This is a genomic window from Streptomyces sp. NPDC051286 (assembly GCF_044455345.1).
Lineage (GTDB): Bacteria > Actinomycetota > Actinomycetes > Streptomycetales > Streptomycetaceae > Streptomyces.
Map to the genome: position 1 here is coordinate 25759 of NZ_JBITER010000010.1, position 24702 is coordinate 50460.

Below are 24702 nucleotides of genomic sequence, written 5' to 3' on the forward strand. Positions count from 1 at the left end.
TCGGTCACCGGTCGACGCCTCCCATCACGGGGTCGATGGACGCGACGGCGACGATGACATCGGCGACCTGGCCGCCCTCGCACATCGCCGCCATGGCCTGCAGATTGGTGAAGGACGGGTCGCGGAAGTGGACCCGGTAGGGGCGGGTTCCGCCGTCCGAGACGATGTGCACACCGAGCTCGCCCTTGGGCGATTCGACGGCGGTGTACGCCTGTCCGGCCGGAACCCGGAAGCCCTCGGTCACCAGCTTGAAATGGTGGATCAGGGCCTCCATGGAGGTCCCCATGATCTTCTTGATGTGGTCGAGCGAGTTGCCGAGCCCGTCGGGTCCCAGCGCGAGCTGAGCGGGCCAGGCGATCTTCTTGTCGGCGACCATGACCGGTCCGGGGGCGAGCCGGTCGATGCACTGCTCGATGATCCGCAGCGACTGCCGCATCTCTTCCAGACGGATGAGGAAGCGGCCGTAGGCGTCACAGCTGTCGGCGGTGGGGACGTCGAATTCGTAGGTCTCGTAGCCGCAGTAGGGATCGGTCTTGCGCAGGTCGTGCGGGAGTCCGGCGGAGCGCAGGATCGGGCCGGTGGCGCCGAGCGCCATGCAGCCGGTCAGGTTGAGATAGCCGACGTCCTGCATGCGGGCCTTGAAGATGGGGTTGCCGGTGGCGAGCTTGTCGTACTCCGGCAGGTTCTTCTTCATGGTTTTCACGAACTCGCGCAGCTGGTCGACCGCGCCCGGCGGCAGGTCCTGGGCGAGTCCGCCGGGCCGGACGAACGCGTGGTTCATCCGGAGCCCGGTGATCAGCTCGAAGAGGTCGAGAACGAGTTCACGATCGCGGAACCCGTAGATCATGATCGTGGTCGCACCGAGCTCCATGCCGCCCGTGGCGATGCACACCAGGTGCGAGGAGATCCGGTTGAGCTCCATCAGGAGCACGCGCAGGACACTCGCCCGGTCGGGGATCCGGTCCTCGATGCCGAGAAGCTTCTCGACGCCCAGGCAGTACGCCGTCTCGTTGAAGAACGGCGTCAGGTAGTCCATGCGCGTGACGAACGTGGTGCCCTGCGTCCAGTTCCGGAATTCGAGGTTCTTCTCGATGCCGGTGTGGAGGTAGCCGATGCCGCAGCGGGCCTCGGTGACGGTCTCGCCGTCGATCTCCAGGATCAGCCGCAGCACGCCATGCGTGGACGGGTGCTGGGGACCCATGTTGACGATGATGCGCTCGTCGTCGGACTTGACCGCGGACTCGACGACCTCGTCCCAGTCGCCGCCGGTGACTGTATACACAGTCCCCTCGGTCGTGGCGCGAGGCGTTGCATGGGGAGTAGTCATCAGGAGTACGACCTCCGCTGGTCCGGAGCCGGGATCTGGGCGCCCTTGTACTCGATGGCGATACCACCGAGCGGGTAGTCCTTGCGCTGCGGGAAGCCCTGCCAGTCGTCCGGCATCATGATCCGGGTGAGGGCCGGGTGCCCGTCGAAGACGAGCCCGAAGAAGTCGTAGGTCTCGCGCTCGTGCCAGTCGTTGGTCGGATAGACCGCGACGAGCGACGGGATGTGCGGGTCGCTGTCCGGGGCGGAGACCTCCAGCCGGATCAGCCGGCCGTGGGTGATCGACCGCAGATGGTAGACGGCGTGCAGCTCGCGGCCCTTGTCGCCGAGGAAGTGGACACCGCTCACCCCGGTACAGAGCTCGAAGCGCAGAGCCGGGTCGTCGCGCAGGGTTCGAGCCACGGTGGGCAGGTGCTCGCGGGCGATGTGGAAGGTGAGCTCACCGCGGTCGACGACGGTCTTCTCGATGGCGTTCCCGGGAAGCAGGTCCTGCTCCTCCAGGGCACCTTCGAGCTCGTCGGCCACCTCGTCGAACCAGCCGCCGTACGGCCGGGACGTGGCTCCCGGCAGCGTCACCGTGCGGACGAGCCCGCCGTAGCCGGAGGTGTCGCCGCCGTTGTTGGCGCCGAACATGCCCTTGCGTACGCCGATGACCTCGCCGGTCTCGTCACGCGGCGCGGGTACGCCGTTGTTGTTCTGTTCGCCGGTCACCGCAGCAGCCCCTTCATCTCGATCAGGGGAAGCGCCTTGAGTGCCGCGTCCTCCGCCTCGCGGGCGGCCTCCTCCGCGTTGACCCCGAGCTTGGAGCCCTGGATCTTCTGGTGGAGCTTGAGAATGGCGTCCATCAGCATCTCGGGGCGCGGCGGGCAGCCCGGCAAATAGATGTCGACAGGGACAATATGATCAACACCCTGCACAATGGCGTAATTGTTGAACATCCCACCCGAGGATGCACAAACCCCCATGGAGATAACCCACTTGGGGTTCGGCATCTGGTCGTAGACCTGCCGCAGGACGGGCGCCATCTTCTGGCTGACCCGACCCGCCACGATCATCAGATCCGCCTGCCGCGGCGATCCGCGGAAGACCTCCATCCCGAATCGGGCCAGGTCGTAGCGCCCGGCTCCGGTCGTCATCATCTCGATGGCGCAGCAGGCAAGTCCGAACGTGGCAGGGAAGACGGAGGATTTCCGCACCCAGCCGGCGGCCTGCTCGACAGTGGTCAGCACGAAGCCGCTGGGCAGCTTCTCTTCGAGTCCCATGGTGTGCCCCTCAGCCCCTCAGTCCCATTCCAGGCCGCCGCGACGCCATACATACGCATAGGCGACGAAGACGGTGAGCACGAAGAGCAGCATCTCGACGAGCCCGAAGATCCCCAGGGCGTCGAAGGTGACCGCCCAGGGATAGAGGAAGACGATCTCGATGTCGAAGACGATGAAGAGCATCGCCGTCAGGTAGTACTTGATGGGGAAGCGGCCGCCTCCGGCTGGAGTGGGGGTGGGTTCGATACCGCACTCGTACGCTTCGAGCTTTGCTCGGTTGTACCGCTTTGGGCCGATAAGCGTGGCCATGACCACGGAGAAGATCGCAAACCCTGCCCCGAGGGCGCCGAGCACGAGGATGGGCGCGTAGGCATTCACGCTCCTCGCTCCTTCCAGTCGTCCTTGACCGTTGGACCGCATCGGGCGACCGGCTCGCCACCTCACCAAGATCGTGCACATGTGAGGCAGTTCACAAGCCCGACTGCCCCGCATCCTATGCCTGCCGTCCTGTGATCTGCGACACGGGGTACTACACCGACTTTGTGATCTCCACCACCTGGCGAAGGATCATGAAGCCGGATGAGGGGTGATCTTCGTACGCAAAGCGGCCGCGCGATCACGAGACGTGACATCTGGCGTTGTTGTTGCTGGTCAAGGCGATGCTCCTCTAACAATCAGACGCCTCGCCCAGCAAATTGGCAATGGACGGCAGAGGGGTGATAAGGGGATCCGCCCCACTTCGGGTCACCCGCGCGAGGGGCTCACGAGGAGCGATGTGGACGCGTGCCCACATTTACGACCTTCCGAACGAAACACCCCCACCGCGCCGACCGCCCCGCCATCGACGCCGCCGCGCACGCCGGCCGCTCGTATGCCCACCTCGCCACGGGCGTGCTGTGACCTGCGTCACCTCGCCAGGCCTTCAATAAAACCGGGCTTGGCCATCGGTGTGAACGGATGGTAGGCGGCGGGCAATTCGGGCGAATTACTGAAAGCCCGTGATCACAGCGCTGATCACGCGTGACCGATTTGCCCGTTACGGCGTCAATAAGGGTCATCCGAAAGCGGATTCACAGATTCCGAACGTAACTGTGTCGCAACACACGTTTCTTGAAGGAAACCCAGGTGCCCTGATAGCGCTAGTACTCATGTCCCTCACCGCTCACATACCCAGCCACCGGAAGCCCCGCCGAAGCGCCCCGAAATCGGCACTGCGGGCCGGAGTTGCCGGTGGCGTCCTCAGCACCATCGCGGTCGCAGGCGCTGCCGGTCCTGCCCAGGCCGAGCCGGTGACCCAGACCATCGAGATGCCCACCCTCACCTCCGGGCTCTCCACCGCCGTCGCCGCGTCCGCCGAGGCCACGCAGCAGGTCGCCCTGGACCTGGAGACGCAGGCCCAGGAGGACGCCGCGGCCACCAGCGCGGCCAAGGCCGCCACGAAGGCCAAGGCCGAGGCGGTCCGCAAGGCTGAGGCCAAGAAGAAGGCGGAGGCGGCCGCCAAGGCCAAGGCGGAGGCCGCCCTGCGCGCCTCCCGCTCCGAGGCCCGTACGACGCTCAGCACGTCCAGCACGTCCGGCTCCACCGCCGTGGCGTCCTCCTCGTCGAGCGCCACCGGCTCCGCCGCCTCCGTCGTCGCGTTCGTCCAGGCCCAGGTCGGCGACGCGTACGTGTCCGGCGGTACCGGCCCCAACTCCTGGGACTGCTCCGGCCTGGTCCAGGCCGCGTTCCGCACGGTGGGCGTCGACCTGCCGCGCGTCTCGCAGGCCCAGTCGACCGCCGGCACCCAGGTCTCGCTGAGCAACCTCCAGCCGGGCGACATCCTGTACTGGGGCGGCGCGGGCTCCGCCTACCACGTCGGCGTCTACGTGGGCGGCGGCCAGTTCGTCGGTGCGCAGAACCCGAGCACCGGCGTGGTGCTGCGCCCGCTCAGCTACGACCCGCCGTCGGGCGCGGTCCGCGTTCTCTGATTCACAAGCGCGCGAACACCACGAAGGGCCGTCACTCCCCCGCTCGGGAGCGACGGCCCTTCGTCGTGGAACGGCGGGCCGGGTGCTGTCGCCGGCGCCCCGGTACCTTTTCCGTTCCCGGATCCGCCTGCGCGCGGTCCCGGGCGGGGTAGCTTCGCTGGTCTCCCTGCCTCACACGCCTCACCGAGATCGCCGGCGCCTCGCCCGTGCACCGGGCGAGAACACGAAAAGAAGTGGTGGTCAGACCTTCGGGGCCACCTTGGTTCCGCCGAGACAGGGATGCGTCGGGAACGGCCCTCTACAGCGATGCCCAGGCAGCGTATGTGCATGCACAGGGAGATTTTTCCTACCACCGGTGTTACGTTTTAGATATGAGTAGCGACGTAGCCCACCAGGCACCCGAGCGGGCCGGTAAGAGATCCGTCTCGCTGGCGCAGTCGTTGATCAAGGAAGTCGAGGAGCGGACCGGGAAGAACGGCTTCTCCTCCGTCGTGGCCGAAGCCCTGGAGGAGTGGCTCGCCGCGGCCAAGCTCCGCGAGGTCGTGGCAGCTGACCGCAAGGCATTCGGCTCCGTCTCCGCCGAAGCGCGGCGGCAGGCGGAACAAGAGTGGTGAGCAAGCGCCTCAAGATCAAGGCCAAGAGTGAGGGCACGCTCGTCCTGGATGCCCAAGGCCTCTCTCTGCACGTCGACGGCGACGAGGGCATGCGTGCGCGAATCGAAGTCGCCCAGCAGAGCGGCCGACGTGTGGCACTGTCCGCCCTGACGCCCTTGGAAGTGCGCCGAAGCGGGGAGGCCGCCAAGCGGCTTCAGTTCCTCCTGTCCCGGTTCGACGTGAAACCGGTCAGCGACGCGGTGATAGACGCCGCGGAGAGACTTCTCGACACCTCGGGCCTCGACGGACACGAATGCCTGGTCGACGCACTCGTGGTCGCCACGGCCGTGCTCTGCACGCCCCCGGTACTGCTCGTGACGTCCGACAAGTCGCACATCCCGGCCCTGTGCAAGGCCGCCGAGAAGCTCCCCGGCTCGCCAAGGGTGAAGATCGTCAATGTCTGAGGGTCAAGCCGTCGTGAACGTGGTCGAGCAACGACTCAAGGTCTGGTTCAGGTTCGTGCCCCGGGAGGGTTGGCTCCCCCAAGACACCGAGGGTTTGTGGGCTGACCGACTCAGTGCCGACACCGCCCGGGTACAGAACGTCGCCTTTCTGCAGGACGGCGTCGCCACGGGTGACATAGTGCGGTTCCGGACGGACGCCAAGGGGATGCATTGGGCCGTGGGCCGGGTCAGCGCGTCCGGCAACTGCACGATCCGGGTGGTACCCATCCCCTCCGGGCCACTGGGCCGCAGTGCTCGGGCAGTACACGAGCGCCTCTCGGTGTTCGGGCTCGGCGGCGAGGTGTTCAGCGAGGACTTCCCGATGGTGGCCTTCAACGTGCCGGCCGACGCCGACCACGCGGGGATCAAGGCCCTCTTGGCCCGCGGCGAGGCGGAAGCGTGGTGGCACTTCGAGGTGGGCTGCGGCACTGACGCCTGGCGGGACGCCTGACCGTCACAAGAGCCCCCGGTTCGCCTGCCTCAGATCTGCGGCAGGCGAACCAGTGACGTCAAACGCGACGGCGTTGATGTCAAACGCAACGGCGTTGATGTCAAACGGTTTGAATGATCAAGCTTTGGGGGCCACCTTCGAGAGGCCGTTGATGATGCGGTCCATCGCGTCGCCGCCGGTCGGGTCGGTGAGGTTGGCGAGCATCTTCAGCGTGAACTTCATCAGCAGCGGGTGCGTCAGACCGCGCTGGGTGGCGATCTTCATGACCTTCGGGTTGCCGATGAGCTTCACGAAGGCGCGGCCCATCGTGTAGTAGCCGCCGTAGGTCTCCTTCAGGATCTTCGGGTAGCTGTGCAACGCCAGTTCGCGCTGGGCGGAGGTCGCGCGGGCGTGCGCCTGGACGATGACGTCCGCGGCGATCTGGCCCGACTCCATGGCGTACGCGATGCCTTCGCCGTTGAACGGGTTGACCATGCCGCCCGCGTCACCGACGAGCAGCAGCCCCTTGGTGTAGTGCGGCTGGCGGTTGAACGCCATGGGGAGCGCGGCGCCGCGGATCGGCATCGTCATGTTCTCCGGGGTGTAGCCCCAGTCCTCCGGCATGGACGCGCACCACGCCTTGAGGACCTCCCGCCAGTCCAGCTCCTTGAAGGCGGACGACGAGTTGAGGATGCCGAGGCCGACGTTGGACGTGCCGTCGCCCATACCGAAGATCCAGCCGTAGCCGGGCAGCAGCCGGTCCTGGGGGCCGCGCCGGTCCCACAGCTCCAGCCAGGACTCCAGGTAGTCGTCGTCATGGCGCGGGGAGGTGAAATACGTACGGACCGCGACACCCATCGGGCGGTCCTCGCGGCGGTGCAGGCCCATGGCGAGCGACAGCCGGGTGGAGTTGCCGTCGGCGGCGACGACGAGCGGGGCATGGAAGGTGACCGGGGTCTTCTCCTCGCCGAGCTTCGCGTTCACACCGATGATGCGGCCGGTGCGCTCGTCGGTGATCGGGGCGCCGACATTGCACCGCTCGTAGAGCCGGGCGCCCGCCTTCTGCGCCTGGCGTGCCAGCTGCTCGTCAAAGTCGTCGCGCTTGCGAACCAGTCCGTAGTCCGGATATGAGGCGAGATCCGGCCAGTCCAGCTGCAGCCGGACGCCGCCGCCGATGATGCGCAGCCCCTTGTTGCGCAGCCAGCCGGCCTCTTCGGAGATGTCGATGCCCATGGCGACGAGCTGCTTGGTGGCGCGCGGGGTGAGACCGTCGCCGCAGACCTTCTCGCGCGGGAAGGCGGTCTTCTCCAGCAGGAGAACGTCGAGTCCGGCCTTGGCGAGGTAGTACGCGGTCGTGGAGCCGGCTGGGCCTGCCCCGACGACGATCACATCCGCGCTGTGTTCGGACAGGGGCTCGGTCACGGTCGGATCTCCCGAAGACTCGAAATCGCGTGCCGCGCGGCACATGTCCCGTGCAGTCTATGGGTGCCTGCTGGCCAACTTTCCGAAGGGCTCCGTGTCAGGGGCGTACGCCCCTGTGCAGTGCCACGACACCGCCCGTCAGATCGCGCCAGGCCACCTTCGACCAGCCCGCCTTCTGCAGCAGCTGCGCGAGCCCGGCCTGATCGGGCCAGGCGCGGATCGACTCGGCGAGATAGACGTACGCGTCGGGGTTGGACGACACCGCGCGCGCGACCGGCGGCAGTGCCCGCATCAGGTACTCGGTGTAGACCGTGCGGAACGGCGCCCAGGTCGGCTGCGAGAACTCGCAGATGACCACGCGGCCGCCCGGCTTCGTCACGCGGTACAGCTCGCGCAGTGCCCCATCCGTGTCCTGGACGTTGCGCAGCCCGAAGGAAATCGTCACCGCGTCGAACGTCTCGTCGCGGAACGGCAGCTTCGTGGCGTCGCCCGCCGTGAACGGCATCCACGGGTGACGCTTCTTGCCGACCTGCAGCATGCCGACGGAGAAGTCACACGGCACGACGTACGCGCCGGTCGCGGCGAACGGCAGCGAGGACGTAGCCGTGCCCGCAGCCAGGTCGAGGACCTTTTCCGCGGGGCGGGCGTGCACCGCCTTCGCGACTTCCTTGCGCCACAGCCGGGCCTGGCCGAGCGACAGCACATCGTTGGTGAGGTCGTAGTTCGCCGCCACGTCGTCGAACATCGAAGCGACTTCGTGCGGCTGCTTGTCCAGGGATGCTCGGGTCACCCACCCATTCAAGCAGCCCGGCCGCGGACACCTCGCGCCGGTCGTGCGTCGGCCCCCGGAGCCGCTCGAAAGCCGGCTTCAACCTTTTGGGCGCGAGGCGACTCAGTACAGGGGTGAGAGACCACCGAGGAACCGGAGAGGGGGACAGATGACCGCAGACCGCAGTCGGGACTCCACCGGCTTCGAGGAGTTCGCCCGGGCGAACCAACGGCGTCTGTACCGGACCGCATATCTGCTGTGCGGTGATGCGGAGAGCGCCCGCGATCTGACGCAGACGACGCTCGCCAAGCTGTTCCAGCACTGGCACCGGGCGAGCGCCGCCGACCATCCCGCCGCCTATGCGCGCACCGTCCTCACCCGGACGTATCTCGCCGAACGCCGACGGCGGCTCCGCGACTTCCTGGCCCACAGCCGGGTCGACACCCCGCCGCCCGTGGTGGGTCCCGAGTTGACGGTGACGCTGCTGTCCGCCCTGGCCGAACTGCCGCCCCGCGCCCGGGCGATGGTCGTCCTGCGCTACTGGGAGGACCTGGGTGTGCAGACGGTCGCCGAGCTGCTGCGCTGCAGCGAATCCACCGTCAAGAGCCAGTGCTCGCGCTCGCTCGCCACGCTGCGTACGCGGCTGGGCGACCCGCACCTCTACACCACCCGCAGCTGAGGAGAACCGTCATGGACATGCTTTCGGAAGGCGCGCCGGAGGAGACCGGGACGCAGCGGATCAGGGAGGCGATGACGGAGGCGGCCGAGGGGGCGCCACCGCTGCCGGACCTGGTGCCGATCGCGCTCGCCGAGGGGCGCAGGCGTCGCACCAGGGCGCGGGCGGCCATCGGCGCGGGGGTGGCCGGGGTGGTGGCGCTCGGGGTGTTCGGTGCGACGCTGCCGTCCTGGGGCACGGGCAACGGCGCCGGCAGTGGTACGGGCAACGGCACCGCACAGGTCGGGGCGCCCGCCCCGGGCCGCAGCGACGGGACTGCCTCGCCCGCCCCCACCGGGCCCGCGAGCGACTTCGTCAAGCCGACCCCCGTTCCCACCGAGCCGCTGCGCACGCCGGTGCACGTCGAGCCCACCCCGGGCGAGTCGTCCATGGCGGACCTGCCCCCCGCCGAGCGCAGGCGGATGGAACAGTTCCAGCAGGTCGCGGCGGCGTTGTTCGACACGATGCTGCCGGCGGCGTTCGGTACCGTCCGCCCGGTCGATCTGGCGGTCAGCCGGTACCAGGGCGCGTCCCAGGGCAGCGTCTTCCCCGTCGTCTTCTCCGTACGCCCCACCGGTGACTCGTCCGGCGGCCCGGAGGTCCCCTGCCAGTACGACCCGATGAAGAAGTACCGGTGCGAGAAGGCACAGCTGCCCGGCGGCATCGTGGCCCGCACCGTCACCGCGACCGGGAACTCGAAGGGCGGGAAGGACATCGTCGGTGTGAGTGTCCGCTTCGAGTTCGGCCACAGCACCGTCCTCCTCTCGGCGGACGGCGACGACTCCTCCATGGTCTCGGCGCCGGTCACCATGGACCAGTTGCTCCACATCGCACGGGACTCCCGCTTCCTGAACCTGGTGCGATACGCGGACGCGAACCCGATGGAGCCGAAGCAGGAGTCCGTCCGTGGCGGGTGAGGCACGGGGCCGCAGGGCGCGTGGCCGCGGCCGCGGCGCGACCCGGCGCGCCCGCCGCCGACGGACCCGGATACGGGTGCTGGGCGCCGTGCTGGTGCCGGGCGCGCTGCTCTGCGGGGCGCTGGTGTGGGGGCCGTGGGGCGGTGGGGACGGGGCGTCGGCGGCGTCGAACACCCCGTCGGTCCGGCCGTCTGTGACCCGGTCGGCCACGGCCGTCGAACCCGACTCCCGTTCCGTGCCCCGCAGTCCGGAACCCGCCGGCTCGACGGCCGGCTCCCACGACGGCAAGAAGGAGCGGTCGGCCGGGACGCGGAACCCGTCCGGGTCCGTGCCCGGCCACGGCTCCGGCACGTTCGTCACCGCCGCCCCGGCGTCCGCAGCCGCTCATGGCACGGGCACGGTCCACGACTACCGCGTCGAGGTGGAGCGGGGCAGCGGTCTGACCGCCGGTCCGGCCGCCGCCGCGGTCTCCGGGGTGCTCGCCGACCCCCGCGGCTGGACCCGCACCGGGCATGACGCGTTCCGGCAGGTCGGCTCGGGCCCGGCCGGTCTGGTGATCCGTATCGCGACGCCGGACACCGTCGACCGGCTCTGCGGGGCGTACGGGCTGCACACGCGGGGCGAGGTCAACTGCCGCGTCGGCAGCACGGTCGTGGTGAACCTGAAGCGGTGGACGCAGGGCTCGCCGCAGTTCGGCGGGCCGCTCGCCGAGTACCGGGCGCTGATCATCAACCACGAGGTCGGCCACTGGCTGGGCCACGGCCACGAGACCTGTCCGGGGCCGGGACGCCCCGCGCCCGCGATGATGCAGCAGATCGACGGGTTACGGGGGTGCGTCGCCAACGCCTGGCCGTACACGGCCACGGGCAGGTACATAAGTGGCCCGTCCGTTCCCTGACGGGCGCCCTAGGGCGTGTTTCGAAAGTCCCGCCTGCCTGGCGACGCCTGGCCCGCGCGCTCGCTGCGTTGTCGGGCTCGCCCCGATACGACCGGTATCGGGGCACCCCTCCGTCTTGCGATCGCACGCACCAGACGCCGCCTGGCCCGCCCTACGGGCGGACGACGCTCCTTTCGAAACACGCCCTAGCGCCGCCGGTACACCAGCCGCCCGCCCAGCACCGTGGCGATGCACGCCCCGGCGCCCACCGCACAGAGCGCGTCCTCGTCCGGTACGTCGAAGACGGCGAGGTCGGCGCGGCCGCCGACGGTGAGCGGGCCGTGCACGGAGCCGGGCAGGCCGTGGCCCTCCGCGAACGGGTCCAGGCTCGGTGCGCCGACCAGGATGCCGGGGGCGGCGACGGCCGAAACCTCGGTCAGCCCCGAGCGGTCCACGGCGGTGCGGACGACCGGGTCGTGGAACCGGCCCGCGAGGTGTGTGGTGCCGTGCCGCAGCATCTGCTGCAACCCGCGCCGTACGCTGCCCGCCCACCGCGCCGCGTCCATCTCGCCGGCCAGCCGTTCGAACGCCTCGCCCCACAGCGGCCGGTCACCGAGCTCGTCCGCCTCGCGCGGGTCGGGGTGGTAGCAGCGGGTCAGCAGCCAGACTGCGTGCCACTGCCGCAGACCGGGCGTCAGGACGCCCGGCCACTGGCGGACCCGGGCAGCAGGGTGGGCGGCGACGACCTCGTCGTACGGTCCGAGGGCGACGATCCGGTCGCCGTCCACGGCGACCGCGCCCTGCGCGACGGCAGCCGCGCCGACCGGAAGAACCAGCGGCGCGGCGTGAACGGTCAGCACGACAGCCCCAGGCCGACCGGTACATGGGGGGCGGCGGCGCGGGGCTGGGTGCGCACATCTGCCGCGTTGTCGTCAATCACCACGGCTCCGCCATGCCTCAATCCTCCGTCTTGCAGCTGCACGCACCCAGCCCCGCTCCTTCTCCCACCGCCCATGTGCCGGTCGGCCTCAGTTGGCGCTGAGGAGCTTGAGCTCCGGGTGTGCGGTGCCGCCCTCGATCGCGGTGGACGAGATGTGCGAAACGACGCGCTCGTCGACCGGGTCGTTCGCCGGGTCGTCGTGGACGACGAGGTGCTCGTACGTCGTGGCGCGCTGCGCCGGGACCCGGCCCGCCTTGCGGATCAGGTCGATGATCTCCAGTCGGTTGGAGCGGTGCTTGGCACCGGCGGAGGAGACGACGTTCTCCTCCAGCATGATCGAGCCGAGGTCGTCGGCGCCGTAGTGCAGCGACAGCTGACCGACCTCCTTGCCGGTCGTCAGCCAGGAGCCCTGGATGTGGGCGACGTTGTCGAGGAAGAGCCGGGCGATGGCGATCATCCGCAGGTACTCGAAGAGCGTGGCCTGCGTCCGGCCCTTCAGGTGGTTGTTCTCCGGCTGGTACGTGTACGGGATGAACGCGCGGAAGCCACCGGTCCGGTCCTGTACGTCGCGGATCATCCGCAGGTGCTCGATGCGCTCGGCGTTGGTCTCGCCGGTGCCCATCAGCATCGTGGAGGTGGACTCGACACCGAGCCGGTGCGCCGCCTCCATGATCTCCAGCCAGCGCTCGCCGGACTCCTTGAGCGGGGCGATCGCCTTGCGCGGCCGGGCCGGCAGCAGCTCGGCGCCGGCGCCGGCGAAGGAGTCAAGACCGGCGGCGTGGATCCGCTGGATGGCCTCCTCCACGGAGACCTTGGAGATCCGGGCCATGTGCTCGACCTCGGAGGCGCCCAGCGAGTGGATGACCAGCTGCGGGAACGCCTTCTTGATCGCGGAGAAGTGCTCCTCGTAGTACTCGACGCCGTAGTCCGGGTGGTGTCCTCCCTGGAACATGATCTGCGTGCCGCCGAGCTCGACGGTCTCCGCGCAGCGGCGCAGGATGTCGTCGAGGTCGCGGGACCAGCCCTTGGCGGTGTCCTTCGGTGCGGCGTAGAAGGCGCAGAACTTGCAGGCCGTGACGCACACGTTGGTGTAGTTGATGTTGCGCTCGATGATGTACGTCGCGATGTGCTCCGTACCGGCGTAGCGGCGTCGGCGCACGGCGTCGGCGGCCGCGCCCAGCGCGTGCAGGGGTGCCGACCGGTAGAGGTCGAGGGCCTCCTCCGGAGTGATCCGGCCGCCTTCGGCGGCTCGGTCGAGGATGGGCTGGAGGTCGGCCTTCTCGGTCACCGGGCTGTCACCTTTCGGCGGTTTTTCAACGGATCCATGGACCGGTTCAGCCTACGCCAGCCCCTCCCGGGGTCAGTTGCCGGACCGGGCGAGTGTGCCGTACGGAAGCCCCGCGCCCCGCTCCTCGGACCGGAAGCGGAGTGTGCCGTCCCCGGTGAGGGTGAAGGTGACGTCGGTCGTGGTCTGCGTGCAGAGCCCGGCGGTTCCGGGCCGGTCCGGGTCGGCGCGCTCCCGCAGCGTCAGTTCCTCGGCGGTGCCGGAGGAGAGCTTCGCGATGCTGTTGCAGCTGACGGTCACTCCGAGGGCAGAGAAGGTGGTGTTCATACGGACGACGTCCGTGCCCTTCTTCCCCTCGGTGAACACCGCGGTGAGGGTGCCGTGCGGCTGCCCGGTCGTCTTCTCGGTCAGCGGCCCCGTCCAGGTACCGACGAACGTCTTGGGCAGCGCGGTGACCTGGCCCGCACCGTCGTATCCCTCGTCCGCCGGGTTCGGCGACGCGCCGGAGGACGCGGCAGGGGGCTGGGCGACCCCGCCGTGCTCGGCGTCGCTGCCACCGACGCCCGGCAGCAGGTCGAGGAGGAGGGCGCCGCCGACGGTCACGGCGGCGAGCGCGCCCGCCACGGCGAGGGCGACGGTGCAGCTGAGCCTGCGGCCGCGGTTCCGGCCGGTGGGGCCGGGTCCGGAGCCGGCGCCGACGGTGACGGAGAACCGTGAATCGGGGGTACGGAGGCCGGGGAGCCCGCCCGGGTCGTGGTCCCCGGCCTCGGACGGCGGGAACGTCCGGGCCGGCTCGATCGGCGGCCCGAACACTCCGGGCGCGCCGTTGCTGTCGGCGGAGCCGTAGGCGGTGAGGGAGGCTTTGCTGAACGGCACCGGTCCCGACTGCACAGGCCCGTCCTGCGGCTCCAGGTCCAGCAGCGCCACTGCCGAGCGGCTGACCTCGCGCACCAGCGGTCCGGGCAGCCAGCCCGCCGCCACCGCAGCCGCCGCCCCGCCGGGTGCCAGCTGCCGGGCGAGCTCCGTCGGGGTGGGCCGACACGCCGGGTCCTTCGCCAGGCACGTGGCGATCACGTCCCGCAGTTCGCCCTCGATCTCACCCAGCTCCGGCTCCTCGTGCACCACCTTGTAGAGGAGTACCGCCGAGGAGTCGCCGAGGAAGGGGGCGTCGCCCGTCGCCGCGTACGCGAGCACCGCACCGAGTGAGAAGACATCGGCGGCCCCCGAGATCTCCAGACCCCGGATCTGCTCCGGGGCCATGTAGCCGGGCGAGCCGACCGAGACCCCGGTGGAGGTGAGCGAGGCGGTGGCGTCGATCGCCCGGGCGATGCCGAAGTCGATGAGGCGGGGGCCGTCGAGGGCGAGCAGGACGTTGGACGGCTTCACGTCGCGGTGGATGAGCCCCTGCCCGTGCACGGCGGCCAGGGCCTCCGCGAGTCCGGCGCCCAGGGTCCGTACCGCCTGCTCGGGCAGTGGCCCGTGCTCGGTGACCGCGGCCGACAGCGGCGGCCCGGCGACATAGCCGGTGGCGACCCACGGCACGGGTGCGTCCGGATCGGCGTCCAGGACGGGCGCCGTCCACTGGGCGCCGATCCGCCGCGCCGCGTCGACCTCGCGCCGGAACCGGGCACGGAACTGTTCGTCGAGTGCGAAGTGCGGATGGACGACCTTGACCGCGACGGTGCGTCCGCCCGCACTGCGTCCCAGATACACCCGGCCCATGCCGCCCGCACCCAGTCTGCCGAGTAACCGGTAGGCACCGATGGTGAGCGGTTCGCCGGCTTCCAGCGGCTGCATACGGACTCCCCCTGTGGACCGGCCGGACCTCCGAGCGAAGCCTAGTGCCCCTCCCGGCACCAGGGCCTGTTCTGAGTTCCCCGTTGTTCGCGCGAAGCGCGGGCGCAGCGGTGGTCGGTGCGTGCGATCGGCGTGCGGTGTCGCAGGTCATGTGGCGGAGCCACCTGTCCTGCGGGGCCGTGCGGCGAGTGTGCGTGCCGGGCGCCGGGGCGCAGGCAGGGAACTCAGAACCGGCCCTAATGCCGTGACTGGCGATGTTTGCGCTGGTGAGGGTGTGACATCAGCTCGGCCCGTCCTCGGAGGTCGCGACGTGTTGGAGCGTGGCGGTGAGGTCGGTGAGGTCCTGGCCCCTGAAGTGGTCGACGAGGTGTCGTCGCACGCTGACCAGAAACGCCGGCCAGGCCTGTTCGAGGCGGGCGAGGCCGGTGTCGGTCAGAGCGGCGTTCCATCCACGCCCGTCCTGGGCGCACTTGGTGCGCTCGACCCAGCCCTGCTTCTCCAGCCGGGTGACGACGCGGGTCATGCCGCTGAGGGAAATGCTGCAGGCGGCGGCGAGCTCGCTCATCCGCATCGCTTTCCCGGGCGTCTCGGACAGGTGCATCAGGGGCGTGTACTCGGAGAGCGGAAGCCCGGCTTCGCGCACGATGTCGGCGTCGACCGCGCGTGGCAGTGCCAGCATGACGCGGCTCAGCTCACGCACGAACGCCTCCTCGCTCGGGGTGAGGGGCTGCAAGGGCTGCTGGTCGGAGGGCATTTCCTCACCTTAACTCCTTGACGAGTCAAGGAGCCATGGGGAGTGCGAAACGGCCCTGCCCCTACACCCCCACCGACGCGCCTCCATCGACACGCCCCATCAAGTACTTGACGCGGCAAGCGGTTCGCTATGTACTTCACCCGTCAAGCATTTGCTTGACGGGGCAAGCACCTGCCGGGCTGCGCGGCAAGAGAACAGAGAGGGTCACCATGACCAAGATCGGCATCATCCTCGGAAGCACCCGCCCCGGACGGAACGGCGAGGCCGTCGCCCGCTGGGTGCACGAGAGCGCAGCCCGGCGCACCGACGCCGAGTTCGAACTCGTCGACCTGGCGGACCACAAGCTCCCGCTGCTCGACGAGGCCTACCCCCCGTCGATGGGCCAGTACGCCCAGCCGCACACCCAGGCCTGGGCGGAGAAGATCGCGTCCTTCGACGGCTACGTGATCGTCACCCCCGAGTACAACCGCTCGGTGCCCGGCGCGCTGAAGAACGCCATCGATTTCCTCTACGCCGAGTGGACCAACAAGGCCGTCGGCTTCGTCAGCTACGGCGCGACCGGCGGCACCCGCGCCGTGGAGCACCTGCGCCTCATCGCCGGCGAACTCCAGATGGCCGACGTGCGCTCCCAGGTCGCCCTCTCCCTCTTCAACGACTTCGAGAACTTCAGCGCCTTCAAGCCCATCGACGCCCAGCACGACGCCCTCACCACCACCCTCGACCAGGTCATCACGTGGACCAACGCCCTCGCCCCACTGCGCTCCCGCTGACCCCACGCCCCCGACAACTCACCCACCAGGAGTTCGCATGGCCGCCAAGAAGCCCATCGAGGCCGCATCCGACCCCACCCCGAGCCGGCGCAGGATGATCGGCACCATCACCGGTCTCGGCGCCGCCGCGGCCCTCGCCACCGTCGCCACTCCGGCCGAGGCCCAGAGCCAGGAATCGTACGGAGCCCCGTCCGGCTCGCGCCTCTCGCCGCGGCAGGTCGCCGCGGCGTTCTACGCCAGCTACAACGGGGACCTGGCCGCCGGCTTCGAGCGGTACATCTCGAAGGACCTCGTGCTCCACGGGTTCGACGGCCCCAACGAGCGCTCGGCCTGGGTCGCGGGCGACCTCGAACTGAAGGCGTCGCTCACCGGCTACCGCCTGGACGTGTTCGACCAGATCACGGAGGGCACCAAGGTGGTCACCCGCTGGAGCCTCGGCGGCGTCCACACGGGGACGATCCTGGGAATCCCCCCGTCCGGCCGCGAGGTCCACCTCAGCGGCATCTCGATCGACCGCGTCGTGGGCGGCCAGTCAGTCGAGCACTGGTCGGAGGGGAACTTCGGCAGGTTCCTGCAGATACTCCGCGGCGAGAACACCTGACGCAACGTCACCGGCACAGCCCCGCGCGGGGAAAGTGCGGGACATCCTCGCCCGTGGCGTTCATTCCAGGTTCCCGGGTGCGGTGTCCGGGCGGCAGTGGTGCATGCCCGAACACCGGCGACGAGGGCCTGGAGCCGCCTGGCCCGGGTGACGGGCGCGGGTGACGGGCGCGGGTGTTTCTCGCCGCGTAACATCCGCCGCCGTGGACCTCGACGGGCGGGGCGCTCCGGCCGATGCCCCGCTCGACGACCCGGTCCGGAGTGGGCGGGACATCGGACTCATTCATCCAGGGGGCGGAAGTCGTGCGATCGCAGAGAAACCACCGGCCGATTTCACCCCTATGGGAACGAACCGCGGTTTTCGACACAGCAAAAGACGCGAATGAGTCGTTCACTCGATCGAATCCGGGACTCGACCTGGACTCACCCCGTACACCGTCCGCTATTCGGGGCAGGACGTGCGAGCTGTCCGACCGCGGCATTCGTGGCATTCGCCGTAAAGGAATCCACAGGGCAGTGCGATAAACAGCACGGGAGGGAACGGGGAAGCCAGAAGAAGGTGCAGTATTCACCTGTCGCCCGGGCCCATTCCCCCGCGCAGTGGCCGGTGCCGGATCAGTTGTCGAGCAGCTCGACGTTCACGTCCACCGGGAAACCGGTCGTCGCCCCGGTCCGGCGGGCGAACTCACGTACGCCCGACAGCTGGTCCGGACCGAAGCGGAAGTCCAGCGTCGTGAAGTACCGCTCCAGCAGCTCCGCGTCGAAGACCTCCCACCGCGCCGCCGTCTCGGCGACCTTGGCGACCTCTTCCAGCGACAGGTCCCGCGAGGCGAGGAACGCCCGGTGCACCTCCTCCACCACGGCCGGGTGCGCGGCCAGATAGTCCTTGCGCGCCGCCCAGACCGCGAAGACGAACGGCAGCCCCGTCCACTCCTTCCACATCTGCCCCAGGTCATGGACCTGCAGACCGAGGCGCGGCGCGTCGTGCAGCGAGGCGCGCAGCGCGGCATCGCCGATCAGCACGGCGGCGTCCGCCTCCTGCATCATCAGGCCGAGGTCGGGCGGGCAGGTGTAGTAGTCGGGCGTCACCTCGTACCGCTCGGCGAGCAGCAGCTGAGCGAGTCGTACGGAGGTGCGCGAGGTCGAACCGAGTGCCACCCGGGCCCCGTCGAGCTGCTCCAGGGGCAGCTGCGACACGATCACGCACGACATGACGGGCCCGTCGCAGCCGACCGCGATATCGGGGAAGGCGACGAGCTGATCGGCGTTGCGCAGGTACTCGACGAGGGTGATGGGGCCGATGTCGAGGTCACCGCGTACCAGTTGCTCGCTGAGCTTCTCCGGGGTGTCCTTCGACAGCTCCAGGTCGAGCAGGGTTCCGGTCCGCGCCAGGCCCCAGTAGAGGGGGAGGCAGTTCAGGAACTGGATGTGGCCGACGCGCGGCCTGCTGCGACGGTCGTCGCCTGCTGCGGGAGAGACGGTTGAATTGTCCACGTCGCGAGGCTAGACCCGTGCGGGCATCCCGCCACCACCGGGGCGCGGAGGGGCCCGCCCGGTCCCGCGCCTCCGCGCCTGCCGGTCCCGCGCCTCCGCGCCTGCCGGTCCTGCGCCCCGGCGTGTCCCCCGCGGCCACCTCCGCGCCACCCGAACGACATCCCCAAGCCCCCTTCTGACCGCTATCTCCGTCAGTCTCTCGGCAGGGCAATCAAACATCCGGGTGAAGTGATCTTTCCCTCTACCGTTCCGCACACGCTGCGTGCTAGGCTCAACGCAAGTTGCAGTTTGGTTTCCCTTGCAGTACAGAGCCTGCGGAGCATGTAACCCGCAGGCTTTTGTAGTTTTCAGACTTCTTTGCAGGTTCTGGAGCAGGGCAACCCTTTGGCCCAAGGAGGGCTTATGGCTACCGGAACCGTCAAGTGGTTCAACGCTGAAAAGGGCTTCGGCTTCATCGCCCAGGACGGCGGCGGCCCGGATGTCTTCGTCCACTACTCCGCGATCAACGCGTCCGGGTTCCGCTCCCTCGAGGAGAACCAGGTCGTGAACTTCGACGTCACTCAGGGGCCGAAGGGCCCGCAGGCTGAGAACGTCAGCCCGGCCTAGTTGCCCGGGTCGGCCGATCGCGGCCGGCATGCAGTACCCAAGGAGCCCCGCTCCCCCGCCTCGGCGGGGAGCGGGGCTCCTGCCTTGTGATGGCCCGCTCGGTGCCGCCGCGGACGGGCGCTTGACCTTGACACCGTGTGAGGGCGTGCACTGGGAGACATCATGTTCACCATCGGAGATTTCGCCAGGTACGGACGGGTGTCGGCCCGGATGCTGCGTCACTACGACGCCATCGGACTCCTGCTTCCCGACCGCACCGACCCCGCGACCGGCTACCGCTACTACGGTGCCGCTCAGCTCGCCCGCCTCAACCGCATCATCGCTCTCAAGGATCTCGGCTTCACGCTCCAGCAGGTGCAGGCCGTCCTCGACGAGCAGGTCGGACCCGAGGAGCTCCGCGGAATGCTGCGACTGCGGCAGGCGGAGCTGGAGGCGGCCATGGCCGCAGCGGCGGCGCGGCTGGCGCAGGTCGAGGCGAGACTCCGGTCGATCGAGAGCGAGGGGCACATGCCCATGGACGACGTTGTGATCAAGAACGTTCCCGCGGTACGGGTGGCGGAGCTGACGGGGACCGCGTCCGGCTACGAGCCGCAGGCCATCACTGCGGTGATCGGACCGCTGTACGACCGGCTGTTCCCGCTGCTGGAGGCGGCCGGAATCAGCCCCACCGGCCCGGGCATCGCGCGCTACGAGGACGCCCCGGCGGGCGACGGCGCGATCACAGTGCACGCAGGGGTGACGGTCTCCGCCCCGGTCGGCCCGGTCGGCGACACCGGCGTCACGGTGGTCGACCTGCCCGCGTTCGAGGCGGCGACCATCGTCCACCGCGGTTCGATGGACGGGGTTCTCACCACCGAGCAGACGCTGGCCCGCTGGCTGGACACCAACGGGTACCGGTCACTGGGGTACACCCGGGAGATCAACCTGGAGTGCCCGGAGGACAAGGACACGTGGGTGACGGAGCTCCAGGAACCGGTGACCAGGGCCTGACGACGGCCCGTGGGGCCCGCCGGAGACGGTGGGCCCCACGCCGTACCCACCCGCCGGTGGCGCCCGTGCCGTACCACCCGCGGGCGGGCCTACGGCCTCACGCCCCCGGCCCCGCCCACAGTCCCTCGTCCGTGAGCCCCAGCAGATCGATGGCGTTGCGGCGCACGATCCGGTCCACCACGTCCGGGTCCAGGTGCCCCATCTGTGCCTCTCCGACCTCGCGCGACTTGGGCCAGGTCGAGTCCGAGTGCGGGTAGTCGGTCTCGTACAGGACGTTTCCGACGCCGATCGCGTCCAGGTTCTTCAGCCCGAACGCGTCATCGAAGAAGCACCCGTACACGTGCTCGGCGAAGAGCTCCGACGGCGGCCGGTGCACCTTGTCGGCGACACCGCCCCAGGCCCGGTTCTCCTCCCAGACCACGTCGGCCCGTTCCAGGATGTACGGGATCCAGCCGATCTGGCCCTCCGCGTACATGATCCGGAGGTTCGGGAACCGTTCGAACTTGCCGCTCATCAGCCAGTCGACCATCGAGAAGCAGCAGTTGGCGAAGGTGATGGTGGAGCCGACCGCCGGCGGGGCGTCGGCCGAGGTGGACGGCATCTTCGAGGACGAGCCGATGTGCATCGCGATCACGGTGCCCGTCTCGTCGCAGGCCCGCAGGAACGGATCCCACTCGTCCGTATGTATCGACGGAAGTCCCAGATGTGGGGGTATCTCGGAGAACGCGACGGCACGCACCCCGCGCGCGGCGTTCCGCCGGACCTCGTCGGCGGCGAGCTGTGCGTCCCAGAGCGGGACCAGGGTCAGCGGGATCAGCCGGCCCTGCGCGTCGGGGCCGCACCACTCCTCGACCATCCAGTCGTTGTACGCGCGCACGCCGAGCAGTCCGAGTTCACGATCCTTCGCCTCTGTGAACGTCTGGCCGCAGAACCGGGGGAAGGTCGGGAAACAGAGCGCGGACTGGACGTGGTTGATGTCCATGTCGGCGAGCCGGTCCGGGACCGCGTACGAACCGGGGCGCATCTGCTCGTACGTGATGACTTCGAGCTTGATCTCGTCCCGGTCGTAGCCGACGGAGGTGTCGAGCCGGGTGAGCGGTCGGTGCAGATCCTCGTACACCCACCAGTCGCCGATCGGCCCTTCGTCGCCCTTTGCGCCCATCACTGGTGCGAACCTGCCGCCCATGAAGGTCATTTCCTTCAGGGGGGCGCGGACGATGCGCGGGCCCCGGTCGAGGTACTTGGACGGGAGCCGGTCCCGCCAGACATGAGCGGGCTCCACCGTGTGATCGTCCACCGAGATGATCTTCGGGAAGGTCTCCATGTGCACCACGGTAGCGTCGATCTGACGTACCGTCAGCTACCTGGACCGGGGCCTAGGCTTCAAATCGTTGTCGAGGGCTTGCGCAGAGCGTCACCCACTGCTGACGTGTCCACCCATAACAAGGCAGACTGTTGACCGCGATACCAGCGGTAGGTCGTAATCCGGATCCACCCGGACCGCATCGGTGCAGCGGCGGTCATTCCGGGCAGAGACACCAGCGCGACCGACAGGACTGGCGGGGCGAGCAGGACAGGGGGCATCAATGGACCGTGACCACGGGCCACGTGTGCGCGTTCCGGAGCAGCGCGCTGCTCAGCAACAGACGACCGGGACCGGCCTGCGGTTCGCCGTGCTCGGCCCCGTACGCGCCTGGCGTGACGACGAACCGCTGGCGTCCGGCTCGCCGCAGCAGCGGGCCCTGCTGGTCGCGCTGCTGCTGCGCGACGGACGCACGGCCACCGCCGCCGAACTCATCGACGCCATCTGGGGCGACGAGCCCCCGTCCCAGGCGCTCGCCGCCGTACGGACGTACGCGTCCCGGCTGCGCAAGATCCTCGACCCGTCCACCCTGATCAGCGACGCCGGCGGGTACGCGATCCGGACCAGCCCCGACGCGCTCGACCTCACGGTGGCCCAGGAGTTGGCCGCCGGCGCGGAGAAGGCGCGGGCGGGCGGGGACCGGTACCGGGCCCGGACCCTGCTCAACGAGGCACTGGCGCTGTGGGACGGCGAAACACTGGCCTCCGTCCCGGGCCCCTACGCCGAGAACCAGCGCACCAGGCTCGCCGAGTGGCGACTCCAGCTCACCGAGACCCGGCTCGACCTGGATCTGGAGGTCGGCTGCCACGCGGAGGCGGTCTCCGAACTCACCGCACTCACCGCGGCGCACCCGCTGCGGGAGCGGCTGCGCGAACTGCTGATGATCGCCCTGTACCGCAGCGGCCGTCAGGCGGAAGCGCTCGCGGTGTACGCCGACACGCGCCGGCTGCTCGCCGACGAGCTGGGCGTCAACCCGCGCCCCGAGCTCTCGCAGCTCCAGCAGCGGATCCTGCAGGCCGACGAGGACCTGGCCCACCCGGCCGACGAGGCGGCGCCCGCGCCCGCCGCCGTCCGCCCGGCCCAACTCCCGGCGACGGTCGCGGACTTCACCGGCCGCGCCTCCTTCGTACGCGAACTGGGCGACCGGCTGGCGACGGCGGAGGGTTCGGTCATGGCCGTGTCGGCGCTCGCGGGCATCGGCGGCGTCGGCAAGACGACCCTCGCCGTGCACGTCGCCCACCAGGCGCGCCCGCACTTCCCGGACGGCCAGCTCTACGTCGACCTGCAGGGTGCCGGCGCACGGGCGGCGGAGCCGGAGACGGTGCTCGGCGCGTTCCTGCGTGCCCTCGGCACCGCCGACTCGGCGATCCCTGACTCCCTGGAGGAGCGCGCCGCCCTCTACCGCTCCACGCTCGACGGCCGCCGCATCCTGGTCCTCCTGGACAACGCGCACGACGCGGCGCAGATCCGCCCCCTGCTGCCCGGCACGGCCGGCTGCGCGGCCCTGGTGACCAGCCGCGTCCGCATGGTCGACCTGGCGGGCGCGCACCTGGTGGACCTGGACGTGATGTCCCCGGAGGAGGCGCTCCAGCTCTTCACCCGGATCGTCGGCGAGGAACGGGTCGGCTCGGAGCGCGAGGCGGCCCTGGACGTGGTCGCCGCGTGCGGCTTCCTCCCCCTGGCGATCCGCATCGCCGCCTCCCGCCTGGCCTCCCGCCGCACGTGGACGGTCTCGGTCCTCGCGGCGAAGCTCGCGGACGAGCGGCGCCGCCTGGACGAGCTCCAGGCGGGCGACCTGGCGGTGAAGGCCACCTTCGAACTCGGCTACGGCCAGCTGGAACCGGCCCAGGCCCGCGCGTTCCGCCTGCTGGGCCTGGCGGACGGCCCGGACATCTCCCTGCCGGCAGCGGCGGCGCTGCTGAACCTGGAGGTGCATGCGGCGGAGGACCTGCTGGAGTCCCTGGTCGACACGTCGCTCCTGGAGTCGGCGGCGCCGGGCAGGTACCGCTACCACGACCTGGTACGTCTCTACGCGCGTGCGTGCGCGGAGCGGGACGAACAGCCTCCGGAGGAGCGGGAGTTCGCGCTGTCGCGGCTGCTGGACTTCTATCTGGCGACGGCGGCGGGGGTGTATGCGCTGGAGCGGCCGGGGGATCGACTGGTGGACCACCTGGAGCCGACGGAGCACGAGGGCCTGTCGTTCGCGGACCGGCACTCGGCGCTGGACTGGCTCTATACGGAGGCCGGCACGCTTCTCGCCTGCGTACGCCAATCGTCCGGCCCCGGCACCTTGCGCCGGGCCGTGGACCTTCTCTGGGCATCGCTGGATCTGGGCGAGTCCGGCGCCAACTCGAAACAGTACGAGACCGTCGCCTTTGCCGTAAGGGACGCTGCCCGCGCCTGCGACGACCAGCGCACTGAGGTGCGTGCTCTGGTCACACTGGCCGATGTGCACCACACATCGGGGCGCTTCGACCAGGCCGAGCAGGAGGCGGAGGAGATCATGCGGCTCGTCGAAGCCGACCTCGACCCGTTGCCCGGGTGCTGGGCTCCGAACGCTCGCGGCATCATGGCGCTCTACCAGAGTCGATACGACGACGGCGAGAGATATCTGACCCAGGCCATCGACAGCTTCCGTCGGATCCAGGACCGGCCGGGCGAGGCGAGCGCGCTGTGCAACTTGTCGCGCATTCACCTGGCCACGGGCCGCACCGGCAGTGCGGTGTCTCTGGCCCGGCAGGGCATAGACATATACGACAGCCTGGGTCATGCCCTTCGGAGTGCCAACGGCCGCTATGCGCTCGGCATGGCCCTCACACAGAGCGGCCATTTCACGGATGCGACGGAAAGACTTCTGGAAGCACTGGCCGTCTTCCGGGACAGCCGCCAACGCCTGTGGGAAGGGATGACTCTCTTCAGGCTCGCCGAGGTCGACCTCGCTGCCGGATGCTCGGCCGATGCCGCGACCAAGGCCGAACAGGCCCTGACCGCGCTGCGAGGCATCGGTGGCGAATGGCGGAGGGGCAACGTGCTCACCGTGCTCGGGCGCGCCCTTGGGGAGATCGGGCAGTTCGGGCGCGCTCAGGTCTGCTGGCACGAGGCCCTGGCCATCTACGAGGAACTGGGTTCGCACGAGGCGGCCGATGTGCGCGGCATGCTGTCCGCCGTTGCCTCCGTGACGACTGCGTAGGACGCCTACCGGGGACGTTCATCGTTCGTTTATCGCGACCCGGCATTCTTCTCTTAGTCGATCCGTCGCGTCGGGGGGCAGACGGGACGACAGGCGGCCGTGGCACTAATGTGAGCGGCCCTGAAAGGCCCG

The 24702-nt window shown here is 69.6% G+C and carries 24 protein-coding genes; 12 read left to right on the forward strand and 12 right to left on the reverse strand.

Translation table 11 applies throughout. The features are described 5' to 3' along the window. Positions 1–4: 4 nt before the first annotated feature. From ACIBB8_RS12705 to ACIBB8_RS12720, 4 genes are read right to left on the reverse strand one after another with little or no spacing between them, the layout of a single operon-like run. A complete protein-coding gene (locus ACIBB8_RS12705) occupies positions 5–1327 on the reverse strand; it encodes an NADH-quinone oxidoreductase subunit D (protein ID WP_366690928.1) in 1323 nt (440 codons plus the stop codon). Continuing rightward, entirely contained in the window at positions 1327–2037 is a 711-nt protein-coding gene (locus ACIBB8_RS12710; protein ID WP_398951256.1) for an NADH-quinone oxidoreductase subunit C, read from the reverse strand. The genes ACIBB8_RS12705 and ACIBB8_RS12710 overlap by 1 nt, the downstream gene beginning before the upstream one ends. Then, the gene (locus ACIBB8_RS12715; protein ID WP_030926341.1) at positions 2034–2588 is read right to left on the reverse strand and encodes an NADH-quinone oxidoreductase subunit B family protein; all 555 of its coding nucleotides are present in this window, start codon (positions 2586–2588) and stop codon (positions 2034–2036) included. Before ACIBB8_RS12715 ends, ACIBB8_RS12710 begins: the two co-directional genes overlap by 4 nt. Positions 2589–2606: 18 nt before the next feature. After that, the gene (locus ACIBB8_RS12720) at positions 2607–2966 is read right to left on the reverse strand and encodes an NADH-quinone oxidoreductase subunit A (RefSeq protein WP_003992243.1); all 360 of its coding nucleotides are present in this window, start codon (positions 2964–2966) and stop codon (positions 2607–2609) included. Between the two features lie 770 nt (positions 2967–3736). Between ACIBB8_RS12720 and ACIBB8_RS12725 the strand changes: the two genes are divergently transcribed. From ACIBB8_RS12725 to ACIBB8_RS12740, 4 genes are all read left to right on the forward strand, one after another. Continuing rightward, positions 3737–4555: a C40 family peptidase gene (locus ACIBB8_RS12725; protein ID WP_398951259.1), complete on the forward strand. Its 819-nt coding sequence runs from the start codon at positions 3737–3739 to the stop codon at positions 4553–4555. 371 nt (positions 4556–4926) lie between these two features. Further along, a complete protein-coding gene (locus tag ACIBB8_RS12730) occupies positions 4927–5169 on the forward strand; it encodes a hypothetical protein (protein ID WP_398951261.1) in 243 nt (80 codons plus the stop codon). Then, a complete protein-coding gene (locus ACIBB8_RS12735; RefSeq protein WP_398951263.1) occupies positions 5166–5612 on the forward strand; it encodes a DNA-binding protein in 447 nt (148 codons plus the stop codon). Before ACIBB8_RS12730 ends, ACIBB8_RS12735 begins: the two co-directional genes overlap by 4 nt. 13 nt (positions 5613–5625) lie before the next feature. Further along, complete coding sequence (locus ACIBB8_RS12740; RefSeq protein WP_398951264.1) at positions 5626–6102, forward strand: DUF4265 domain-containing protein; 477 nt, start codon at positions 5626–5628, stop codon at positions 6100–6102. A gap of 117 nt (positions 6103–6219) precedes the next feature. Here the strand turns inward: ACIBB8_RS12740 and ACIBB8_RS12745 are convergent, their stop codons facing one another. Next, complete coding sequence (locus ACIBB8_RS12745) at positions 6220–7503, reverse strand: geranylgeranyl reductase family protein (protein WP_398951266.1); 1284 nt, start codon at positions 7501–7503, stop codon at positions 6220–6222. Positions 7504–7600: 97 nt separating this feature from the next. Continuing rightward, a complete protein-coding gene (locus ACIBB8_RS12750; protein WP_398951268.1) occupies positions 7601–8293 on the reverse strand; it encodes a demethylmenaquinone methyltransferase in 693 nt (230 codons plus the stop codon). A 148-nt stretch (positions 8294–8441) separates the two neighbouring features. Here ACIBB8_RS12750 and ACIBB8_RS12755 point away from each other — a divergent pair, with 148 nt between their 5' ends. Genes ACIBB8_RS12755 through ACIBB8_RS12765 form a run of 3 tightly spaced genes read left to right on the forward strand, consistent with a single transcriptional unit; the run spans position 8442 to position 10802 of the window. Beyond that, complete coding sequence (locus tag ACIBB8_RS12755) at positions 8442–8951, forward strand: SigE family RNA polymerase sigma factor (protein WP_398951271.1); 510 nt, start codon at positions 8442–8444, stop codon at positions 8949–8951. An 11-nt stretch (positions 8952–8962) separates the two neighbouring features. Further along, a complete protein-coding gene (locus ACIBB8_RS12760; protein WP_398951273.1) occupies positions 8963–9904 on the forward strand; it encodes a hypothetical protein in 942 nt (313 codons plus the stop codon). Beyond that, a complete protein-coding gene (locus ACIBB8_RS12765; RefSeq protein ID WP_398951275.1) occupies positions 9894–10802 on the forward strand; it encodes a DUF3152 domain-containing protein in 909 nt (302 codons plus the stop codon). The genes ACIBB8_RS12760 and ACIBB8_RS12765 overlap by 11 nt, the downstream gene beginning before the upstream one ends. 185 nt (positions 10803–10987) lie before the next feature. On the opposite strand, the gene ACIBB8_RS12770 is transcribed toward ACIBB8_RS12765, so the two are convergent. The 4 genes from ACIBB8_RS12770 to ACIBB8_RS12785 form a co-directional block, all read right to left on the reverse strand. After that, positions 10988–11641 carry an imidazolonepropionase-like domain-containing protein gene (locus tag ACIBB8_RS12770; protein WP_398951277.1) on the reverse strand — a complete coding sequence of 218 codons (654 nt, stop codon included), beginning with the start codon at positions 11639–11641 and terminating at the stop codon, positions 10988–10990. Between the two features lie 168 nt (positions 11642–11809). Continuing rightward, positions 11810–13009, reverse strand: a complete 1200-nt coding sequence (gene mqnC, locus ACIBB8_RS12775) for a cyclic dehypoxanthinyl futalosine synthase (RefSeq protein WP_359106458.1) — start codon at positions 13007–13009, stop codon at positions 11810–11812. Positions 13010–13081: 72 nt separating this feature from the next. Beyond that, entirely contained in the window at positions 13082–14803 is a 1722-nt protein-coding gene (locus ACIBB8_RS12780) for a serine/threonine-protein kinase (protein ID WP_398951279.1), read from the reverse strand. Positions 14804–15083: 280 nt separating this feature from the next. Further along, positions 15084–15557, reverse strand: a complete 474-nt coding sequence (locus ACIBB8_RS12785) for a MarR family winged helix-turn-helix transcriptional regulator (protein WP_398951281.1) — start codon at positions 15555–15557, stop codon at positions 15084–15086. Between the two features lie 209 nt (positions 15558–15766). Here ACIBB8_RS12785 and ACIBB8_RS12790 point away from each other — a divergent pair, with 209 nt between their 5' ends. Both ACIBB8_RS12790 and ACIBB8_RS12795 read left to right on the forward strand, forming a co-directional pair. After that, positions 15767–16327, forward strand: a complete 561-nt coding sequence (locus ACIBB8_RS12790; protein WP_398951283.1) for an NADPH-dependent FMN reductase — start codon at positions 15767–15769, stop codon at positions 16325–16327. Positions 16328–16364: 37 nt separating this feature from the next. After that, on the forward strand, positions 16365–16928 hold the full coding sequence (locus tag ACIBB8_RS12795) for an ester cyclase (protein ID WP_398951285.1): 564 nt from the start codon (positions 16365–16367) through the stop codon (positions 16926–16928). Between the two features lie 614 nt (positions 16929–17542). Here the strand turns inward: ACIBB8_RS12795 and ACIBB8_RS12800 are convergent. Then, entirely contained in the window at positions 17543–18421 is an 879-nt protein-coding gene (locus tag ACIBB8_RS12800; RefSeq protein ID WP_398951287.1) for a menaquinone biosynthetic enzyme MqnA/MqnD family protein, read from the reverse strand. Between the two features lie 402 nt (positions 18422–18823). Between ACIBB8_RS12800 and ACIBB8_RS12805 the strand changes: the two genes are divergently transcribed. Beyond that, entirely contained in the window at positions 18824–19027 is a 204-nt protein-coding gene (locus ACIBB8_RS12805; protein ID WP_037693088.1) for a cold-shock protein, read from the forward strand. 162 nt (positions 19028–19189) lie between these two features. After that, positions 19190–20017, forward strand: a complete 828-nt coding sequence (locus ACIBB8_RS12810; protein WP_398951290.1) for a MerR family transcriptional regulator — start codon at positions 19190–19192, stop codon at positions 20015–20017. A gap of 97 nt (positions 20018–20114) precedes the next feature. On the opposite strand, the gene ACIBB8_RS12815 is transcribed toward ACIBB8_RS12810, so the two are convergent. Then, entirely contained in the window at positions 20115–21341 is a 1227-nt protein-coding gene (locus ACIBB8_RS12815; RefSeq protein ID WP_398951292.1) for an amidohydrolase family protein, read from the reverse strand. A gap of 262 nt (positions 21342–21603) precedes the next feature. Between ACIBB8_RS12815 and ACIBB8_RS12820 the strand changes: the two genes are divergently transcribed. Continuing rightward, complete coding sequence (locus tag ACIBB8_RS12820) at positions 21604–24570, forward strand: BTAD domain-containing putative transcriptional regulator (protein WP_398951294.1); 2967 nt, start codon at positions 21604–21606, stop codon at positions 24568–24570. Positions 24571–24702 lie beyond the last annotated feature (132 nt).